Annotated in this window: 14 protein-coding genes; all 14 read right to left on the bottom strand. The window is 67.3% G+C overall.

Annotated elements, in window-relative coordinates; translation table 11 throughout:
* Positions 1 to 9 precede the first annotated feature (9 nt).
* Positions 10 to 828: a carbon-nitrogen hydrolase family protein gene (locus LzC2_RS10090; RefSeq protein WP_171186459.1), complete on the bottom strand. Its 819-nt coding sequence runs from the start codon at positions 826 to 828 to the stop codon at positions 10 to 12.
* Positions 829 to 894: 66 nt separating this feature from the next.
* Positions 895 to 1650, bottom strand: a complete 756-nt coding sequence (locus LzC2_RS10085) for a polysaccharide lyase family 7 protein (protein WP_171186457.1) — start codon at positions 1648 to 1650, stop codon at positions 895 to 897.
* A gap of 69 nt (positions 1651 to 1719) precedes the next feature.
* Complete coding sequence (locus tag LzC2_RS10080) at positions 1720 to 2136, bottom strand: ester cyclase (RefSeq protein WP_171186455.1); 417 nt, start codon at positions 2134 to 2136, stop codon at positions 1720 to 1722.
* Positions 2137 to 2809: 673 nt separating this feature from the next.
* The gene (locus LzC2_RS10075; protein ID WP_171186453.1) at positions 2810 to 4036 is read right to left on the bottom strand and encodes a Shedu anti-phage system protein SduA domain-containing protein; all 1227 of its coding nucleotides are present in this window, start codon (positions 4034 to 4036) and stop codon (positions 2810 to 2812) included.
* Between the two features lie 118 nt (positions 4037 to 4154).
* Positions 4155 to 6839: an alanine--tRNA ligase gene (gene alaS / locus LzC2_RS10070; protein WP_171186451.1), complete on the bottom strand. Its 2685-nt coding sequence runs from the start codon at positions 6837 to 6839 to the stop codon at positions 4155 to 4157.
* A gap of 149 nt (positions 6840 to 6988) precedes the next feature.
* Positions 6989 to 8395: a trypsin-like peptidase domain-containing protein gene (locus tag LzC2_RS10065; RefSeq protein WP_171186449.1), complete on the bottom strand. Its 1407-nt coding sequence runs from the start codon at positions 8393 to 8395 to the stop codon at positions 6989 to 6991.
* 25 nt (positions 8396 to 8420) lie between these two features.
* A complete protein-coding gene (gene recA / locus LzC2_RS10060; protein WP_261345226.1) occupies positions 8421 to 9512 on the bottom strand; it encodes a recombinase RecA in 1092 nt (363 codons plus the stop codon).
* A gap of 63 nt (positions 9513 to 9575) precedes the next feature.
* Positions 9576 to 9887 carry a hypothetical protein gene (locus LzC2_RS10055; RefSeq protein ID WP_171186447.1) on the bottom strand — a complete coding sequence of 104 codons (312 nt, stop codon included), beginning with the start codon at positions 9885 to 9887 and terminating at the stop codon, positions 9576 to 9578.
* 144 nt (positions 9888 to 10031) lie between these two features.
* On the bottom strand, positions 10032 to 10640 hold the full coding sequence (cyaB, locus tag LzC2_RS10050) for a class IV adenylate cyclase (protein WP_171186445.1): 609 nt from the start codon (positions 10638 to 10640) through the stop codon (positions 10032 to 10034).
* Positions 10641 to 10675: 35 nt separating this feature from the next.
* Complete coding sequence (locus tag LzC2_RS10045) at positions 10676 to 11014, bottom strand: DUF971 domain-containing protein (RefSeq protein WP_171186442.1); 339 nt, start codon at positions 11012 to 11014, stop codon at positions 10676 to 10678.
* A gap of 4 nt (positions 11015 to 11018) precedes the next feature.
* Entirely contained in the window at positions 11019 to 12041 is a 1023-nt protein-coding gene (gene queG / locus LzC2_RS10040) for a tRNA epoxyqueuosine(34) reductase QueG (protein ID WP_171186440.1), read from the bottom strand.
* 18 nt (positions 12042 to 12059) lie between these two features.
* Complete coding sequence (locus tag LzC2_RS10035) at positions 12060 to 12488, bottom strand: DUF4253 domain-containing protein (protein ID WP_171186438.1); 429 nt, start codon at positions 12486 to 12488, stop codon at positions 12060 to 12062.
* Between the two features lie 32 nt (positions 12489 to 12520).
* A complete protein-coding gene (locus LzC2_RS10030) occupies positions 12521 to 13351 on the bottom strand; it encodes a YaaA family protein (protein WP_206678649.1) in 831 nt (276 codons plus the stop codon).
* A 303-nt stretch (positions 13352 to 13654) separates the two neighbouring features.
* The coding region (locus LzC2_RS10025; RefSeq protein ID WP_206678648.1) for a hypothetical protein at positions 13655 to 14479 on the bottom strand (825 nt) is incomplete at its 5' end.

The following is a 14479-nucleotide window of genomic DNA, read 5'->3' as shown; positions in this document are numbered from 1 at the left end:
GGCGTGCAATCAGGAAGGGGGAGGGGAGTCCGTGAAGAGCGTCGGCCGTCGAGCCGCGAGCGCGGGAAGCAGCGTGCGGAACGACGCCACCGTGTTGAAATCGAGATCGGCGACGACCAGCGCCTCCCCCGTCGGGCCGGCCTCGGCGAGGAGTTCGCCCGTCGGCGCCACGACCCGGCTGCGGCCGGCGAACGTCAGACCGTCACCGTTCGTCGGGATATCCGTCCCGCAGCGGTTCACGCCGATGAAAAACGCCTGATTCTCCACCGCTCGCGCCCGCGTGAGGAGATCCCAGTGCTCCCACCGCACGTTCGGCCACGCGGAGCAGTTCACCAGCGCCGTCGCGCCGAGGGCCGTCAACGCCCGGTACTGCTCCGGGAATCGCAGGTCATAGCAGATCGACAAGCCCCACCGCTGCCCGGCGAGGTCGCAGACGACCGCCTCCTCGCCCGGCGTGAACGTCTCCGGCTCCCACGCCCCGGCGCCGTCGAACAGGAACAGCTTGCGGTACTTCGCGATCCGCTCCCCGCTGGAGTCGATCGCCGCGAGGCCGTTGTGCAGCGTCCCGCCGACGTGCTCCGCCACGCCGCAGATCACCGCGAGTCCGTGCGTCGTCGCGGCGTTCCGCACCGCGTCGTAGCCGGTCCCCGGCCATTCGTCGGCATGCTCCCGGGCGGCGTCGCCGTCGTAGCCGGTGTCCGACAGTTCGGGGAGGAACAGCGCCTCGCAGCCCTCCGCCGCCGCCTCCCGAGCAAAGCGGTCGATCCGCGCCGCGTTCGCGGCCACATTCCCGACGACGCAGTCCATCTGACCGAGAGCGATACGCACGACGACAGAGAACCGATGAGAGACGGGGCGGGGAAGGATCGATCATCCCCGCCGCCCCCCGTCCCTTCAATCCGACGCCGCATCCGCCGCGGAATCCTCCCGGGCGTGCGTCACCTTCAGGGCGGAGATGACCACCTCCCCGTACGAGTCCGCCGCGTCCCCCTTGGAGACGTTTGACTGCGTGTAGCACCCGGCTTTGAAGTAGCAGCCCTTCGCCTTGGTCTTCCACGTCAGCTTCAACTCGTCGTCGTACCAGACGCGGACGGCGCCGCCTGCCGCCTCGATCTTCACCGTGAAGGGCGTGCCGAGCGCGTAGTCCGAATCCAGCCGCACGTCGCCGAGGTCATTCCGCTCCACGAACAGCTTCTGGCCCTCCAACCGGATCATGCAGATGTCGTCCTCCTTGTCGTGAATCTGAGCGCAGACCACGTGCTGTTTGACGGGGGGCAGGGCGGTGACGGCGAGCGTCGCGACCATCGTGTGCCGGCCGCCGTCGTCCGTGCCCCAGCAGGCGTCCTTGCCGGTCTCGGCGTTCAACTCCCGCAGTTCGCAGCGGGGGAACCCGGAGCTTTTCGTCGTGTCCCCGCCGCAGGGCGCCCGAAACGCCACGCCGGCCGGCGTCTGGGAGACGTAGAAGAACCGCGGGTCGACGAAGGTCGCCAACTCCGGCTGTTCGATCTCGTCCGGTTTCCCCGGCCGGGCCGTGTCCACCGGCAGCGTGAGGTACCAGTGGGAGAGGTCGAGCCGTTCCCCCGGCGCCGGCGCCTCCTCCGCCCCGGCTGAGACCAGCAGACACCCGAGCAATGTGAGGGACCGCGTCATGGCGAAGGCTTGATGGGGGAGGGGGGCACGAGATCCCGGCCGGCGGGACCGGGCCGTGGGGGAGCGACGTTACGCGAGCGCCTTCGCCGAGAGCGTGCGCAGGACTTCCGGGATGTTGGAGGTCTGCCACGCTTCCTGGAACTTGCCGTCGCAGATCCGCACCCAGGTGATGCCGCGGAAGGAGGCGGAATCCTGCGTCGGCGGGAAGCCCAGCCCCTCGCCGCTGTGGACCCCGACGGCGCTCCACCGCACCACGACCTGATCGTCCTGGGCGAGGACGCCTTCGACCTGAATGCGCAGGTCCGGGAACGCGGCCAGCAACGGGTGATAGAGCCGCTGCTTAAAGCCGTCCGGCCCGCAAACCGGGCCGTCGTCGGTATGGCAGACGCTTTCCGCGGTCAGCAACTCGTCGATCGTCTCGGCGCGGCGATGGTTCCAAACCTCCTCGAACCAACGCGTGGCGAGGGCCGTCGTATCGAGCGCCATACCGCTGCTCCAGAGGCGTGAGAGGCCGTCGACCGGCCGAAAGCCCCATCGTCCCGTCCCCCGCCCGCCAACGCCAGAGGCCGCTCCGAGCGCCTCAAGCCCGGCGCCGTCCGCCGTCAATCAGTGTCGAAGGGCAGCAGAGACCCGTGAGAGCAGGAGAGGCGGACATTGCAGCGTGCCACTGGCGTCTCGCCTTAGGTTTCGTCACATCTCCGAACGCTGGTCGTGGAAGGCCTGCTGGCAAGGTGAAGGAGGCAGCGATGGCTGTTCGTCCACCACCTAGAAATCCCTACCAGCAAGACACTGTAAAGATGCGATGAAACCTAAGGCGAGACGCCAGTGCCACCGAACGCCGTGAGCTTGAAGGCCCGTTCCTGGGACGCAAGCAATTACCGGACAATGAGTTGTGACGCATGCGAGGAGCGCGCTTTTGTCTTGTTTCGGCCCGGACTCGGTCGAGTTTCGGCGTTCGCAGATGATCTCTAACACGGGAACCGCGGCCGGTTGGAGGGCAAATCCGGGTTCTCCGCCGTCCGCAAACACCCCGTAGCAGCGGAAAACTGCGCCCCTCTACCTTGTCGTAAGCCCATGAGAGACAAGAGGTGTCGCCCCAATGAGCCGCTGCCAAGCTCACGGCGTTCAGTGCCACCCGCCCGCCGGCACCCAATAGTAGTCAAGCTTCCTGCAGGACGTCCAAAAGGCCCATTGCTCTTGCAAGCAAGTCGTCATAAGTCATGATCTGGATGGACTCTCCGAACGCGAGGTTCCGACGGCGAAGCTTAGTGCGTGTGCGATTTGTTAGCATCGAGTCGCGTCCGAGGATGACAAAGCCTCGCGGGGAATACGCATTTGGCAAACGCTGGCGTGCGTATGGTCCATTCTCCTCCAGCCATTCATGCCAATCTAAAACCTGCTGTTCTGCATGAACGAGTTCGCTGCGAGGATGCTCGTTCTTCGTGTATAGCTCTAAGTTAGAGGATTCTAGCTCGACTAGATCGATTAGGCCTGAATGGCGGACCAGGGCATAGTCCATCTCGTACTCGGATCCCAGCCGATGTTTCGGGATGATTTGGCTGTACTCCGCGCCGAATAGAATCGGATTTTCGGTGATCCATTCCTGTAGGCTATACTCGTTGCGAGACTCTGTGTCCAACCTCGCTCGAAGTTCATCAATTGCATATGAAAGTGAGGACAGCAATCTGTCCGCGGTGCTTAGTCGAGTAAGTTCAGCGGAGACGGCCTCGCGCATCAGTAATAATTCAGCTGGCGCGTACCCGCGGGTCCCAGTCGCTTCTCTGAGGTAATCTGCCGAGTCCACGAGCGTCCCAGGAGAAGCGGTAAGCTTGAACCGCGACAACTTTCCTTCCGCGTCCGGGATTTGGAATCCTTCCAACAGCATCTTCCGGTGATAACGAGCCAGTTCAGGCTCTAAGTTCGGCGTGTTGCAATACACAGGGACCTCTGCTGCACTCGCCATCGCTAGAGTGCTCACTATCTCACGCTCCACTGCATTCTTATCTTCACCCGCTTTGCCTTCGCCGACTAGCATGTCCATAAGATGCAAAGCGCAAATCTCCAAGTTGGTATTGATTGCATATGCGATCATGTGGAAGACTGGCTTGTCGCCGTCTACGTCATATATTAGCTCGCGGCAGCTCTGGATAAGTGTGTAGGTGCCTTCCTCTGGGGTATCCTCTGCCTTTAGTTCTTCGCTTAGCTTGGCGATATTTTTTGCCGCTGAATCATCGTCTCCGACGACGCCGGTAAGTAATCTCAACGGCTCACGCCACTTATCGGTTCGCTTTCGGATGTTGCTCTGGCCGGGCACCTCAGTCGAGGAGCGTCGATCGGCGACACGATTTCCAGGGTTGCGGGCTCTGCCTTTCGTTGCCTTGGGCATCGAACGGTTCTTCCGTAGATATGGGGTGTGAAGCCGGCGGCAGGGCAATTAAGTATAAGCATTGCACGCCGCCGCGAACGGAAACCATAGCGGTTACTATGCTGCGTAATCTGTCCTGCTAATCGCCGAAACCGTCGAGAAAGTGTTTCTGTGCTGCGTTAAGTCCGTTTGTCAGCCCCTTAGGATTCTTTCCCCCGGCCTCGGCCAGATCCGGCCGGCCGCCGCCGCCGCCGCCGACCTCTTTCGCCGCGACCTTCACCGCGTCGCCGGCTTTCACGCCGAGTTTGACCAGGGCGGGGGAGACGGCGGCCAGCAGGGCCACCTTGCCGTCGACCGCCGTGCCCAGGATCAACGCGACCGGGGTGCCGGCGGCTTCGCCCTTCTTGCGGAGCGTGTCCGCCAACGTCCGCAGCGCCTCGCGGGGGGCGCCGTTCAGGTCGTGGGCGATGATCTTCGCCGTCGTGCCGTCGGCCAGCGCAACCGTCTCCGCCTGCTCCAACAGCTCCTCGGCCCCGCCGGCGGCGCTTTTGGCCGTGGCGACGGCAAGCTGCTTGCGGGCCTCCTTCAACTCCTCCTGCAACGCCGTCGCCCGGCCCGGCAACTCCTCCGGCTTGCCCGCCTTCAGGATCTCCGCGGCCTGCTTTAGCACGGCGCCGGCCTCCCGGGCCTCGCGGATCGCCCGCGGGCCGGTCACCGCGGTGATGCGGCGGACGCCGGTGCCGACGCTCTCCTCGCTGACGACCCGGCACAGCCCCAGCTGACCGGTGTTCGTGGCGTGCGTGCCGCCGCAGAATTCAATCGAAAAGCCCCCGGCGTTCACGACCCGCACGCGGTCCGGGTATTTCTCGCCGAACAGCATCATCGCCCCCTGCGTCTTGGCCTCTTCGAGGTCCATCACCCGCGTATCGATCGGCGAGCCGCCCATCACCAGCGAGTTCACGCGGTCTTCGATCTGCTCCAGTTCCTCCGGCGTGACGGCCTGCCGGTGGGCGAAGTCGAACCGCAACCGGTCCGGCTCGACGACGCTGCCGCGCTGGGTCGCGTCCTTGCCGATCGTCTCGTGCAGGGCGTGGTGCAGCAGGTGCGTGGCCGAGTGCGCCCGCCGAATCGCCGACCGCCGATCGGCGTCCACCGCGGCGTGGACCGACTCCCCGGCGTTCAACACGCCGGCTTCGAGGTGCCCGAGGTGCACCGTCAGCCCGCTCTGCTTCTGCGTGTCGGTGACGCGGAACCGCATGTCTCCGGCCGTGATCTCTCCGAGGTCGCCGACCTGACCGCCGGCCTCCGCGTAAAACGGAGTGCGGTCGAGGATCACGCCGACCGGCTCCGCGTGGCCGCCGTCTTCTAGGGAAATCTGGTCCAGCGACCGGACCAGCCGTTTCTGGGCGACGATGCCCAGCAGCACGGCGTCGGACTCGGTCTGCTCGTAGCCGAGGAACTCGGTCTCGCCGTGCTCCTTCTTGAGGGCGTCCAACGGCCCAGCGGACATGACGTCGTCGAACCCGGTGCGGCCGGTGCCTTTGCTGGTCGTCTCGTGTTCCTCACGCAGCGCCTCGAACCGCTTGCGATCGACCTTCAGGTTGCGGCGGGCGGCCATCGCCTCGGTCATCTCGATCAGCACGCCGTAGGTGCCGTGCAATTCCCACGCGGCGTCGCCGTCGATCGTGGACTGGCCGTCGTCCGCGGCCCGCTTCACCGCGGAATCGAACCGACGCAGGCCGCGTTCGACGGTGGCGAGGAAGCGTTCCTCCTCGGCCTTCACCGTGTCGACGGTGCTGGCGAGGGTCTGCGTCAGTTCCGGGTAGGCGATCTTCAGGCTGTCGACGACCGGCTCGACCAGCGAATACAGGAACGGCTCCGCCCGCCCCAGCAGGTAGCCCTCCAGCGAGGCCCGCCGGAGCAACTGCTTGACGACGTACTCTTCGAGGTTGTTGCCCGGCCGAACGCCTTCGTGAATCGCCATCGTGACGGCGCGAGCGTGGTCCGCGATCCGGCGGACCGGGCGGCCGGTTTTGGCGTCGTAGTCGTAGGGCACGCCGACCGCGGCGGCGGCGGCTTCGCACAACGGGCGGAGGGTGTCGATCTCAAAATTGGCCTTCACGCCCTGCAGGACCGCGGCGGTCCGTTCGAGGCCCATGCCGGTGTCGATGTTCTTCGCCGGCAACGGCTTGAGGTTGTTCGGCGGGGCGCCGGTCCGCTCGAACTGGGTGAAGACGAGATTCCAGATCTCCGTCCCTTCGTTCGCAGGGTTGAACCCGCCGGGGTGATGGAAGATCTCGCTGCACGGGCCGCAGACGCCGTCCGGGCCGTTCGTCGGGGCGCCGGCCGGCCAGAAGTTGTCATGCTCGCCGTGGCGGCGGATGCGGACCTCTTCGAGGCCGACTTCGTCGGCCCAGATCGCGGCGGCTTCGTCGTCGTCCTCATACACCGTGACGTTCAGTTCGTCGGGGTTCATCCCGAGCCACTGCTTGGAGGTGAGGAACTCCCACGCCCACAGGATCGCCTCCCGCTTGAAGTAGTCTCCGAAGGAGAAATTGCCCAGCATCTCGAAGAATGTGTGGTGCCGAGCCGTGACGCCGACGTTCTCGATGTCCCCGGTTCGCAGGCACTTCTGGCTGGTGACGGCCTTCTTGAAGTCCGGCTTGCCGAGGCCCAGGAACTCCGCTTTGAACTGATTCATCCCCGCGGGGGTGAACAGCACGGTCGGGTCGTCCTTCGGAACGAGGACGTCGCTGGGACGGCGGACGCAGCCCTTCGTCTCGAAGAAATCGAGGTAGGCGGCGCGGAGGTCGTCGGTCTTCATCGGGCTTCAGTCCGCCGTGGCCGACAAGCGGCGCGTTCGGGAGGCGTGGAGTATCGGGCGGGGCAGGGTACCGGCCGGCGGGAACGCCCCCAATGCCGGGCCGGTTCCGCTTCTGAAGAGAGCCGGGACAGAACCGGGACTGAAACACGCTAGGGAAGAACCGCCGCGGCGCCGTCCGACAGCCGAACGGAGACCGGCCCCGTCGCCTCCGCGACCGCCGCGGCGAACTCCATGGGTGACCCGATGGTCTCCCCGTTCACGGCGACGACCCGATCCCCGACTCGCAGCGGACGCACGATCGAACTATCCGCCGGTTGAGCCTCGTCGTCGACCAGAATGACGAACGCGCCGGTCGGCAGCGGTTCGCCCGGCGGAACGAGGGCGGCGGCAGTCGGCCAATCGACCCGGACGCTCCGCACCGCAATCCCCCGCGGCACGGAATGCACGGCCGGCCATCCCCCCGCCGCCCGGCCGGTCGCCGCGGCGGCAAGCGTCACAGTCGCCGTGCGCCGCTCGCCGGTGCGAGGAGTGATCGCCTCCAACGAAACCTTCGCCCCCGGCGGCGACAACGCGACCAGCCGCACGAGGTCCGCCGCAGACCGCACCGGCGCCGCGATGCCGTCCGGGTCGGTGAACCCGACGATCCAGTCCCCTCGACCCAGGCCGGCGGCCTCCGCCGGGCTGGAGCCGCGCACGTCGTCCAGCAGCGCCGCCCCGGGCGGGGCCTGCTCGCCCAGTACGGCGAACGTCGCGTCCGCCGTGATCGTCGCCGGTTCGACTCCGAGCAGGCCGTATCCGACCGGCTCCCCGGCCGCCAACCCGTCCATGATTCGGCGGAACGCCCCGGTCAGCGGAACCATCCGCGGCGGCAACGCCTCGCCGTCGTTCGGCTCGACGAGCAGGCCGACCAACTCCCCCTCTTCGGTGAACACGCCCCGGCCGGAGGAACCGGGCGGCGGGGGAGGCGCCAGCTCCGTCAGCGTCCCGAACGCATGCAGCACGCCGGGGCCGGGATCGTCACGGGACCAGCCCGCCCCGGTGCCCGCCGCGGCGGCGGGATAGGAGAGGCCGATCGCGGCGATCGTCCGGGCGGTTCCCGCCTGCCCTTCGCCAAGTGGGAGACAAAGCACGTCGTCCGGTTCGACGGCTGCCGCTGAGAGACGAACGGTCGATAGAGGCGGGTGGGACGTCGTGAACTCGAACGTCGCGAGTCCGCTATGCGCGTCGGCGGCGAGCACGCCCGCCGGGAACGACCGCCCGCCCGGCAGGCGGACGAAGGCACGCACGTCTCCCGGCGCCCGACCGCGATCCCGCAACTCGTTCGCCGTGGGGGCGAACGCCGCGGCCCGGAACGTCGTCAGAACGACCGGATCGCCCGACGGCCCGGTTAAAACAACTCCGAACTGCTCCGCCAGAACTTCCTCTCCCCGCACATCGAAGGGGCCGACCGGCCGCGTCGCGGGCCGCGACACTCGAACCTCGACCACAGCGCCCCCGCCCGCCACGTTAGCACAGGGCGGAACGGTCAGCGAAGCGGCGAGGAGCAGGAGCGTCACCGGCGGTCTCGGCGGGGGGCGGCGGTCACTCGGCTTCGACGGCGGCGGGTTCCGCGTCCTCGCCCTGACTCTCGGGGTCTTCGACGCCGCGAGCCTTGAGCACGCCCTCGCGGATCGAGGCCGCCACGTCCGGGTTCTCCACCAGGAACATCCGCGCCCGCTCCCGCCCCTGACCGATGCGGGTCTCGCCGTGGCTGAACCACGAACCGCTCTTCTGAATCAGCTTATCTTCGACCGCCAGGTCCAGCAGGTCGCCTTCGTAGGAGATGCCGGAGTCGCTGAGCATGTCGAACTCCGCGATGCGGAACGGCGGGGCGACCTTGTTCTTGACGACCTTCGCCTTCATACGGATGCCGGTCGTGACGTCGCCGTCCTTGAGCGTCGCGATCCGCCGCACGTCGATGCGGACCGAACAGTAGAACTTCAGCGCCCGACCGCCGGGGGTCGTCTCCGGCGAGCCGAACATCACCCCGATCTTCTCGCGGATCTGGTTAATGAAGATGACGGTGCATTTGCTGCGGGAGATGGCCCCGGTCAGCTTTCGCATCGCCTGACTCATCATGCGGGCCTGCAGGCCGACGTGCGTGTCGCCGATCTCGCCGTCCAACTCCGCCTTCGGGACGAGGGCGGCGACGGAGTCGACGACGACCACATCCACGGCGTTGCTTTTGATCAGCATTTCCGCGATCTGCAACGCCTCCTCGCCGTACGACGGCTGCGAGACGAGCAGGTCCTCGAGGTTCACACCCAGCCGCTTCGCCCAGCTGGGATCGAGGGCGTGTTCGGCGTCGATGAACGCGGCGACGCCGCCGCTCTTCTGCGCATTGCCGACCACCGACAGGGCGAGCGTCGTCTTGCCGCTGCTCTCCGGGCCGTAGATTTCGATGATCCGCCCCTTCGGCAGGCCGCGGCCGCCCAGGGCAAGGTCCAGCGAGAGGGCGCCGGTCGGGATGCCGGGGACGCCAGCGTTCCCGGAGTCCTTGTCCAACCGCATGATCGAGCCTTCGCCGAAGGCTTTCTCGATCTGGCCCATCGCATTGGCGAGGACAGCGGCGGTGTCCTCGCCGGAGCCGCGGCCGTTCCGGCTGGGGACGTTCTTCACGCGGTTCTTGGCCAACGGTTCAGCTTTCGGAGGGGGACGTATGAGACGGGACGGCGGCGACGAATGGACGCGAACGCGTCAAGCGGCGGTGCGAGTGTATCGACGATCCGTGACCGCGTCCGCCGGGGCCGCGGCGGGCGTGGGGGTATCGAAGGGCGGGAAGGGCAACCGCCCGTCGTGACGCCGCGGGGCTGCCTGCGGGACGGAGGCGAAGCCGTCGAGCTTCGCCCGCATCGCTTGGGCCGCGGCCTGAGCGGCCGCGACTTCCGCCGGGGTGGCGTTCAACTTCGCCGCCATGAAGGCGATGAAATCGATCCGCCGCCCGGAGCCGAGCGACGATCCGGAGGCGTGCGATGGCCGGGTGATGGTGGTGAAACGGGCGGTGGGCATCGGTTCTTCCATCCGTCAGGGGAAGTGGCGCCGCACGGACGGCCACCACTGAACTAACGAATGGTATTGGTGCGTTCAGTGTCTCGCAACGGCGAATCGCTCGTCTCGGGCAAAAAACTACTGAACAGAACCGCACCTCATCGGTCATCCCCCATCCGTGGCGCCTGCGGCGCCATCGAGCAACAAGCCCAGGTAGCTACGCCGTTCGCTTTTTTTCAGACCGAGTTCCGCCGCGAACGCCAGTAGAGCGTCCCGGGTCGCATCGAGCGTCTTCTCCTCCGCCGACGCTTCGATTTCCAAGTACTCGCCCAGTCCCTCGACGAGATCGCGCGTCACCTCATATCGGAATGCACCGCTGGGCGAATCGGCCTGAGCGACGTGCGCCGTTCTCCGGGACTTGGTCACGGTGAATACCTCCCGGAAGCCCAGTCGCTTCAACGCTTCGGTGAGGACGTCCACTTCCTTTGCCCCGGCAGCGAGTTTCGGCTCAAACTCCTCCCGTGTTTTGGTGGTCGCGTCCACCTTCGGCCCCTTGTAGGTCATCCGGCCGTGGGGGACGCCGTCGGAGCCGGTGACGACCCGCACCCGCAACGCTTCGTCTGTTTCCGCGAAGTCACGTACCGGGTGATTGAAGTAGATGTCTGATTGCGTGACCGGTTCGCCGAACTTAGCTCCCCGATCCGCGAGGGCCGCGAGAACCGCGTCGGCAGCGTCGCCCGGCGGGAGCGGGAACTTCAGTTCGACTTCGTACATTTTGATTACGGGCGGGAAGCCGTTCGGCGGGCGGTTCAGGCGGCGTTCGCGGCGGCGGCGATCTCGCGGAGGTAGGGCCAGGTGAACAGGCCCGTGTCATGCCCGCCCTGCCACGTCACCCGCAGGGCGTAGTTACCGGCGAGGGCGACCTCCTGCGGGGCGATCGTGTCCGGCACGGTCGCCGGATCGAGCAGGCGCCGGCCGGTCGTCTCCGAGACGCACGCCGCACAGGGGCAGGCGATTCGCAGCGCCCGAAACGGCAGGCGAGCCGAAAGGTCCGGCCACTCCAGTTCGAGGACTCGGGCGGCGCCATGCACGCGGATCGCCGTCGGCGGGCCGGAGCGGGCAGTCTGCGGATCGGTGGATACGGGCATGGCGTCAGTCTAGCGCGGCGGGCGTCGACCCGCTTGTCTCTGGTGGGGGAGTCGGCGAGGGAGTCAGCCCGGAGTCATTGACTCCCGTGTTGCGCAGGACGTTCTCCGCATTGCGGCGCAGGCCGTCGGGGCCGGGGCGGTCGAGCGGGGTGCCGTCGAAGGCGGCGTGCAGGTCGGCGTCGCTCATCGCGACGATCGCGGCGGCGCTCGCGGGGGCGAGGTCGGGGCGGGGGGCGAAGGCCGGGTCGGTCGTGCGAGCCGGTTTGCGGTTCCAAGGACAAACTTCCTGGCAGATGTCGCAACCGAACAGCCAGTCGCCGCAGCCGTCCTTCAGGTCGTCCGGGATCGGTTCCTTCGCCTCGATGGTGAGGTACGAGATGCACCGGCGAGCGTCCAACACATGCGGGGCGATGAAGGCGTCCGTCGGGCAGGCGTCGAGGCAAGCCGTACAGGTGCCGCAGTGGGCGGACTCGTGCGGCGGGTCGTAATCGAGCAGGGCGTCCGTGAGTATCGCCGAGAGCAACAGGTAGCTGCCGGCTCGCTTGTTGAGCAGCAGGGTGTTCTTGCCGAACCAGCCGAGACCGGCCCGGCGGGCGAAATCCCGTTCGAGCAGGGGGGCGGTATCCACCACCGTCCGCGTCCGGCCGCCAGGATTGTGCTCGTGGAGCAGGGCGGCGAGCGGCTTCATCCGCTGGCGGAGCAAGTCGTGGTAATCGACGCCGCCGCGGGCGTAGCGGGCGACTTTGCCGAAGCCGGGCGGCGGGTCGACCGCGTCGGGCGGGTCTGCGGTGTGGTAGCTCGTGGCGAGCATCACCACGCTTCTGACGCCTGGCAGCACTCCGTCGGGATGGGCGTAGGCGTCGCGGCGACGCTCCATATAGCCCATTTCGCCGTGAAAGCCGGCCGCGAGCCAATCGGTCAGCGCGTCGAGCGTGTCCGGCCGTGCCGCGGGGGCGACTCCGCAGAGGGTGAAGCCCAACTCTGCGGAGCGTTCCTTGAGGGCGGCGGTGAGCGCGACGGGAGACACGCCGCGATCGTACGCCCTTCAGTCCCACCACAAAGGCAGCGGATGACCGAGTTGCAACGCTCGGCGGAGCAATTCGAGGCCGTATTCGGTCGGGCCGTCGATCTCGTGTTCCTCCTCGAACGTGTCGACGCTCAGACCGTCGATCAACTCCGCCACGCCGGGCGGCAGATCCGCCGGGTCGTCGTCTTCGTACATGACGCCGAACGCCGCGTAATGCTGATCGATCAGATCTGGACAGAGCCGGTACAACTCGTCGGCCAACGGGGCGACGTCCGCGGGGGTCGAACGGAACTGCACGACGACGCGATTTCGATCGATGTCCGACAGGTCCAAGCCGAATTTACGATCCCACTCCGCGAGGCGATCGACGACCTGCTCGTTGGTCACGCCGTAGTTCGGGCCGGCGGTCCCGGCATCTCGCAGCGGTTGGAACTTGTCGTCAGACACGGCGAACCGGGAGTGAAGGGCGGCTTGGACGGTTAGGTGCCGGGTCTCCTTCGCACGCCGTCGGAGCGGCGGGTGAAGACGGGGGCGGTCGGTTTCGAGAGGTCCGGACGGTACCGGTAGTCGAGGGCGTCGAACTCCAGCAGGCGGTCGAGCGTCGTGGCCCGTTCCTTCACGACCCACCGGGCCATCGCCCCGCGGGCACGCTTGGCGAACAGGGCGACGATCCGCGGCGGCCCGTCCGCCTTCTCCTCCTTGAACGCCGGCGTGACGACGTGAACTCCGGGGAGCGGGGCAGCTTTGGCGTATTCGCGGGAGGCGAGATCCAGCACGATCGGCTCGTCGTCGAGCGCAGCTAGATCCTCTTTCAGCAGGGATTCGAGGCGATCGCCCCAGAATTCGTACAGCGTGCCGGGATTCGCCTTGGTGGCCTTCGGAAACCTCGTGCCCATCTCCAACCGATACGGCTGAATGCGGTCGAGCGGGCGGAGCGCTCCGTACAACCCGGAGAGGATACGGACCCGCGGCTGGGCGAAGGCAAGATCGTCCGCGGTCCAATCGTCGGCGGCGAGGCCGTCGTAGACGTCGCCGCGGAAGGCCCGCACGGCGGGGAGACTGTTCTCGTCGGTGAACGGCCGAGACCAGTCGCGGAATCGAGCGTGATTGAGTTCCGCGAGACTCTCGCTGACGCCCATCAACTCGGCGAGATTCGCTTTGGAGAACCGCCGGAGTCGTTTCACCAGACGCTCCGAGTCGTCCAGCAGCCGCGGCTCGGTCGGCGCGATCTTGCCGGGCAGGGGCGGTTCGCAGACCCCGTTCTCGGGGACCGGCGCGAGCGTTTTGGAAGGGGAGAGAGTCAGCAGCACGCCGACATTCTGACCGGCCTCGTCGTCATCGCCAGTCGCCTCGCGAAACATCGCGGGCGACCGCCGGGACTCTCGCGGGAGAGGGTTCCGGCGGCCGCCCGCGGGTCGGGTCGACCACTCACACCCTGCTCTTCGGGCGGCGGGGGACGTTCGCATGACCCCGCCGGCGCGGATTTCGGACCCGAACCCCCGTGGAACGATTCACCGTTCACGGATGCCGGAACTCCGCACCAAAGCAGCCCGGTCCGCCTCAAGTCCGAGAGGGAACTCCCTCGCCGACGAGCCGCGTCGAGCGGCTCGCGATCAGCGGCTGTGCGGGGGCAGGGGGGCGTCGTCGCCGTCGTCCGTGCCGAAGCCGCCGTCGAAGGTGAAGAGGTCCCATTCCCGGGGACGGCCGGGCTCCATGGCCTCGGCGTCCGCCGCGAAGTCGCCGGTCTGGTCCGCGTCGTCCATTCGCAGGCCGGCCTCGTGGGACTGTTCGCCCTGTCCGCCCCAGCCGTCGCCGCCCCACAGCGCGGGGCCGGCTTCCTCCTGAGAGAGGTCGGCAGCGTCGCCGAAGTCCTCGGCTTCGCTCCAAGCGGTCTCTTCGGCTTCGAACGCTTCGGCGGCGGCCTCGGCGGGATCGAAGTCACTGACGAACCGCATCCGGTCGGCCGCGGTTTGAGCGGAAACTTCCGCATCCGGGTCGAAGCCGGGGGGAATCCCGTCGTCGTCGCCCCACAGGTCCGTGACCTCGGCGAGTTCGTCGTGGCCGGTGGCCCGGAAGCACTCGGTCAGGCATTCGTAGGCAGCCCGATTCCACGGGGCGGGGATCGCCACGGCGGCACGAGTCAGCGGTTCGAGGGCGTCCTCATGCCGATCGTCGGCCATCAGAGCCTGCCCGACGAGGTAATCGCGGGCGCTTTCCAGCGGACCGGCATGTTCGACTCGATCCAATTCCGCCAAGGCGGCGGCGGGCAGACCGAGTTGCAGATAGCCGTCGGCCGCCATCAAACGGCGGACCGTTTGGCTGGAGAGCGTGTGGGCGGCGAGCGCCTCCGCGACGGTGGCGTCGGCGGCGGTCATGTCGGCGGCGAACGTCATCGAATCTGCCTCTGGTCGGCGGTCCGGGGCGGGCCGGGGGAAGTC

It is taken from the genome of Alienimonas chondri, assembly GCF_013036045.1.
In the GTDB taxonomy this organism is placed as follows: Bacteria; Planctomycetota; Planctomycetia; order Planctomycetales; family Planctomycetaceae; genus Alienimonas; species Alienimonas chondri.
Note: the sequence above shows the minus strand (reverse complement) of the source record. Positions and strands in the feature narration are given on the sequence as shown.

Bases quoted from the DNA above. Each gene is read 5' to 3' on its own strand.
- LzC2_RS10085 (WP_171186457.1), bottom strand. From the start codon at position 1,650: ATGACGCGGTCCCTCACATTGCTCGGGTGTCTGCTGGTCTCAGCCGGG.
- LzC2_RS10080 (WP_171186455.1), bottom strand. From the start codon at position 2,136: ATGGCGCTCGATACGACGGCCCTCGCCACGCGTTGGTTCGAGGAGGTT.
- LzC2_RS10075 (WP_171186453.1), bottom strand. From the start codon at position 4,036: ATGCCCAAGGCAACGAAAGGCAGAGCCCGCAACCCTGGAAATCGTGTC.
- alaS (WP_171186451.1), bottom strand. From the start codon at position 6,839: ATGAAGACCGACGACCTCCGCGCCGCCTACCTCGATTTCTTCGAGACG.
- LzC2_RS10055 (WP_171186447.1), bottom strand. From the start codon at position 9,887: ATGCCCACCGCCCGTTTCACCACCATCACCCGGCCATCGCACGCCTCC.
- cyaB (WP_171186445.1), bottom strand. From the start codon at position 10,640: ATGTACGAAGTCGAACTGAAGTTCCCGCTCCCGCCGGGCGACGCTGCC.
- LzC2_RS10045 (WP_171186442.1), bottom strand. From the start codon at position 11,014: ATGCCCGTATCCACCGATCCGCAGACTGCCCGCTCCGGCCCGCCGACG.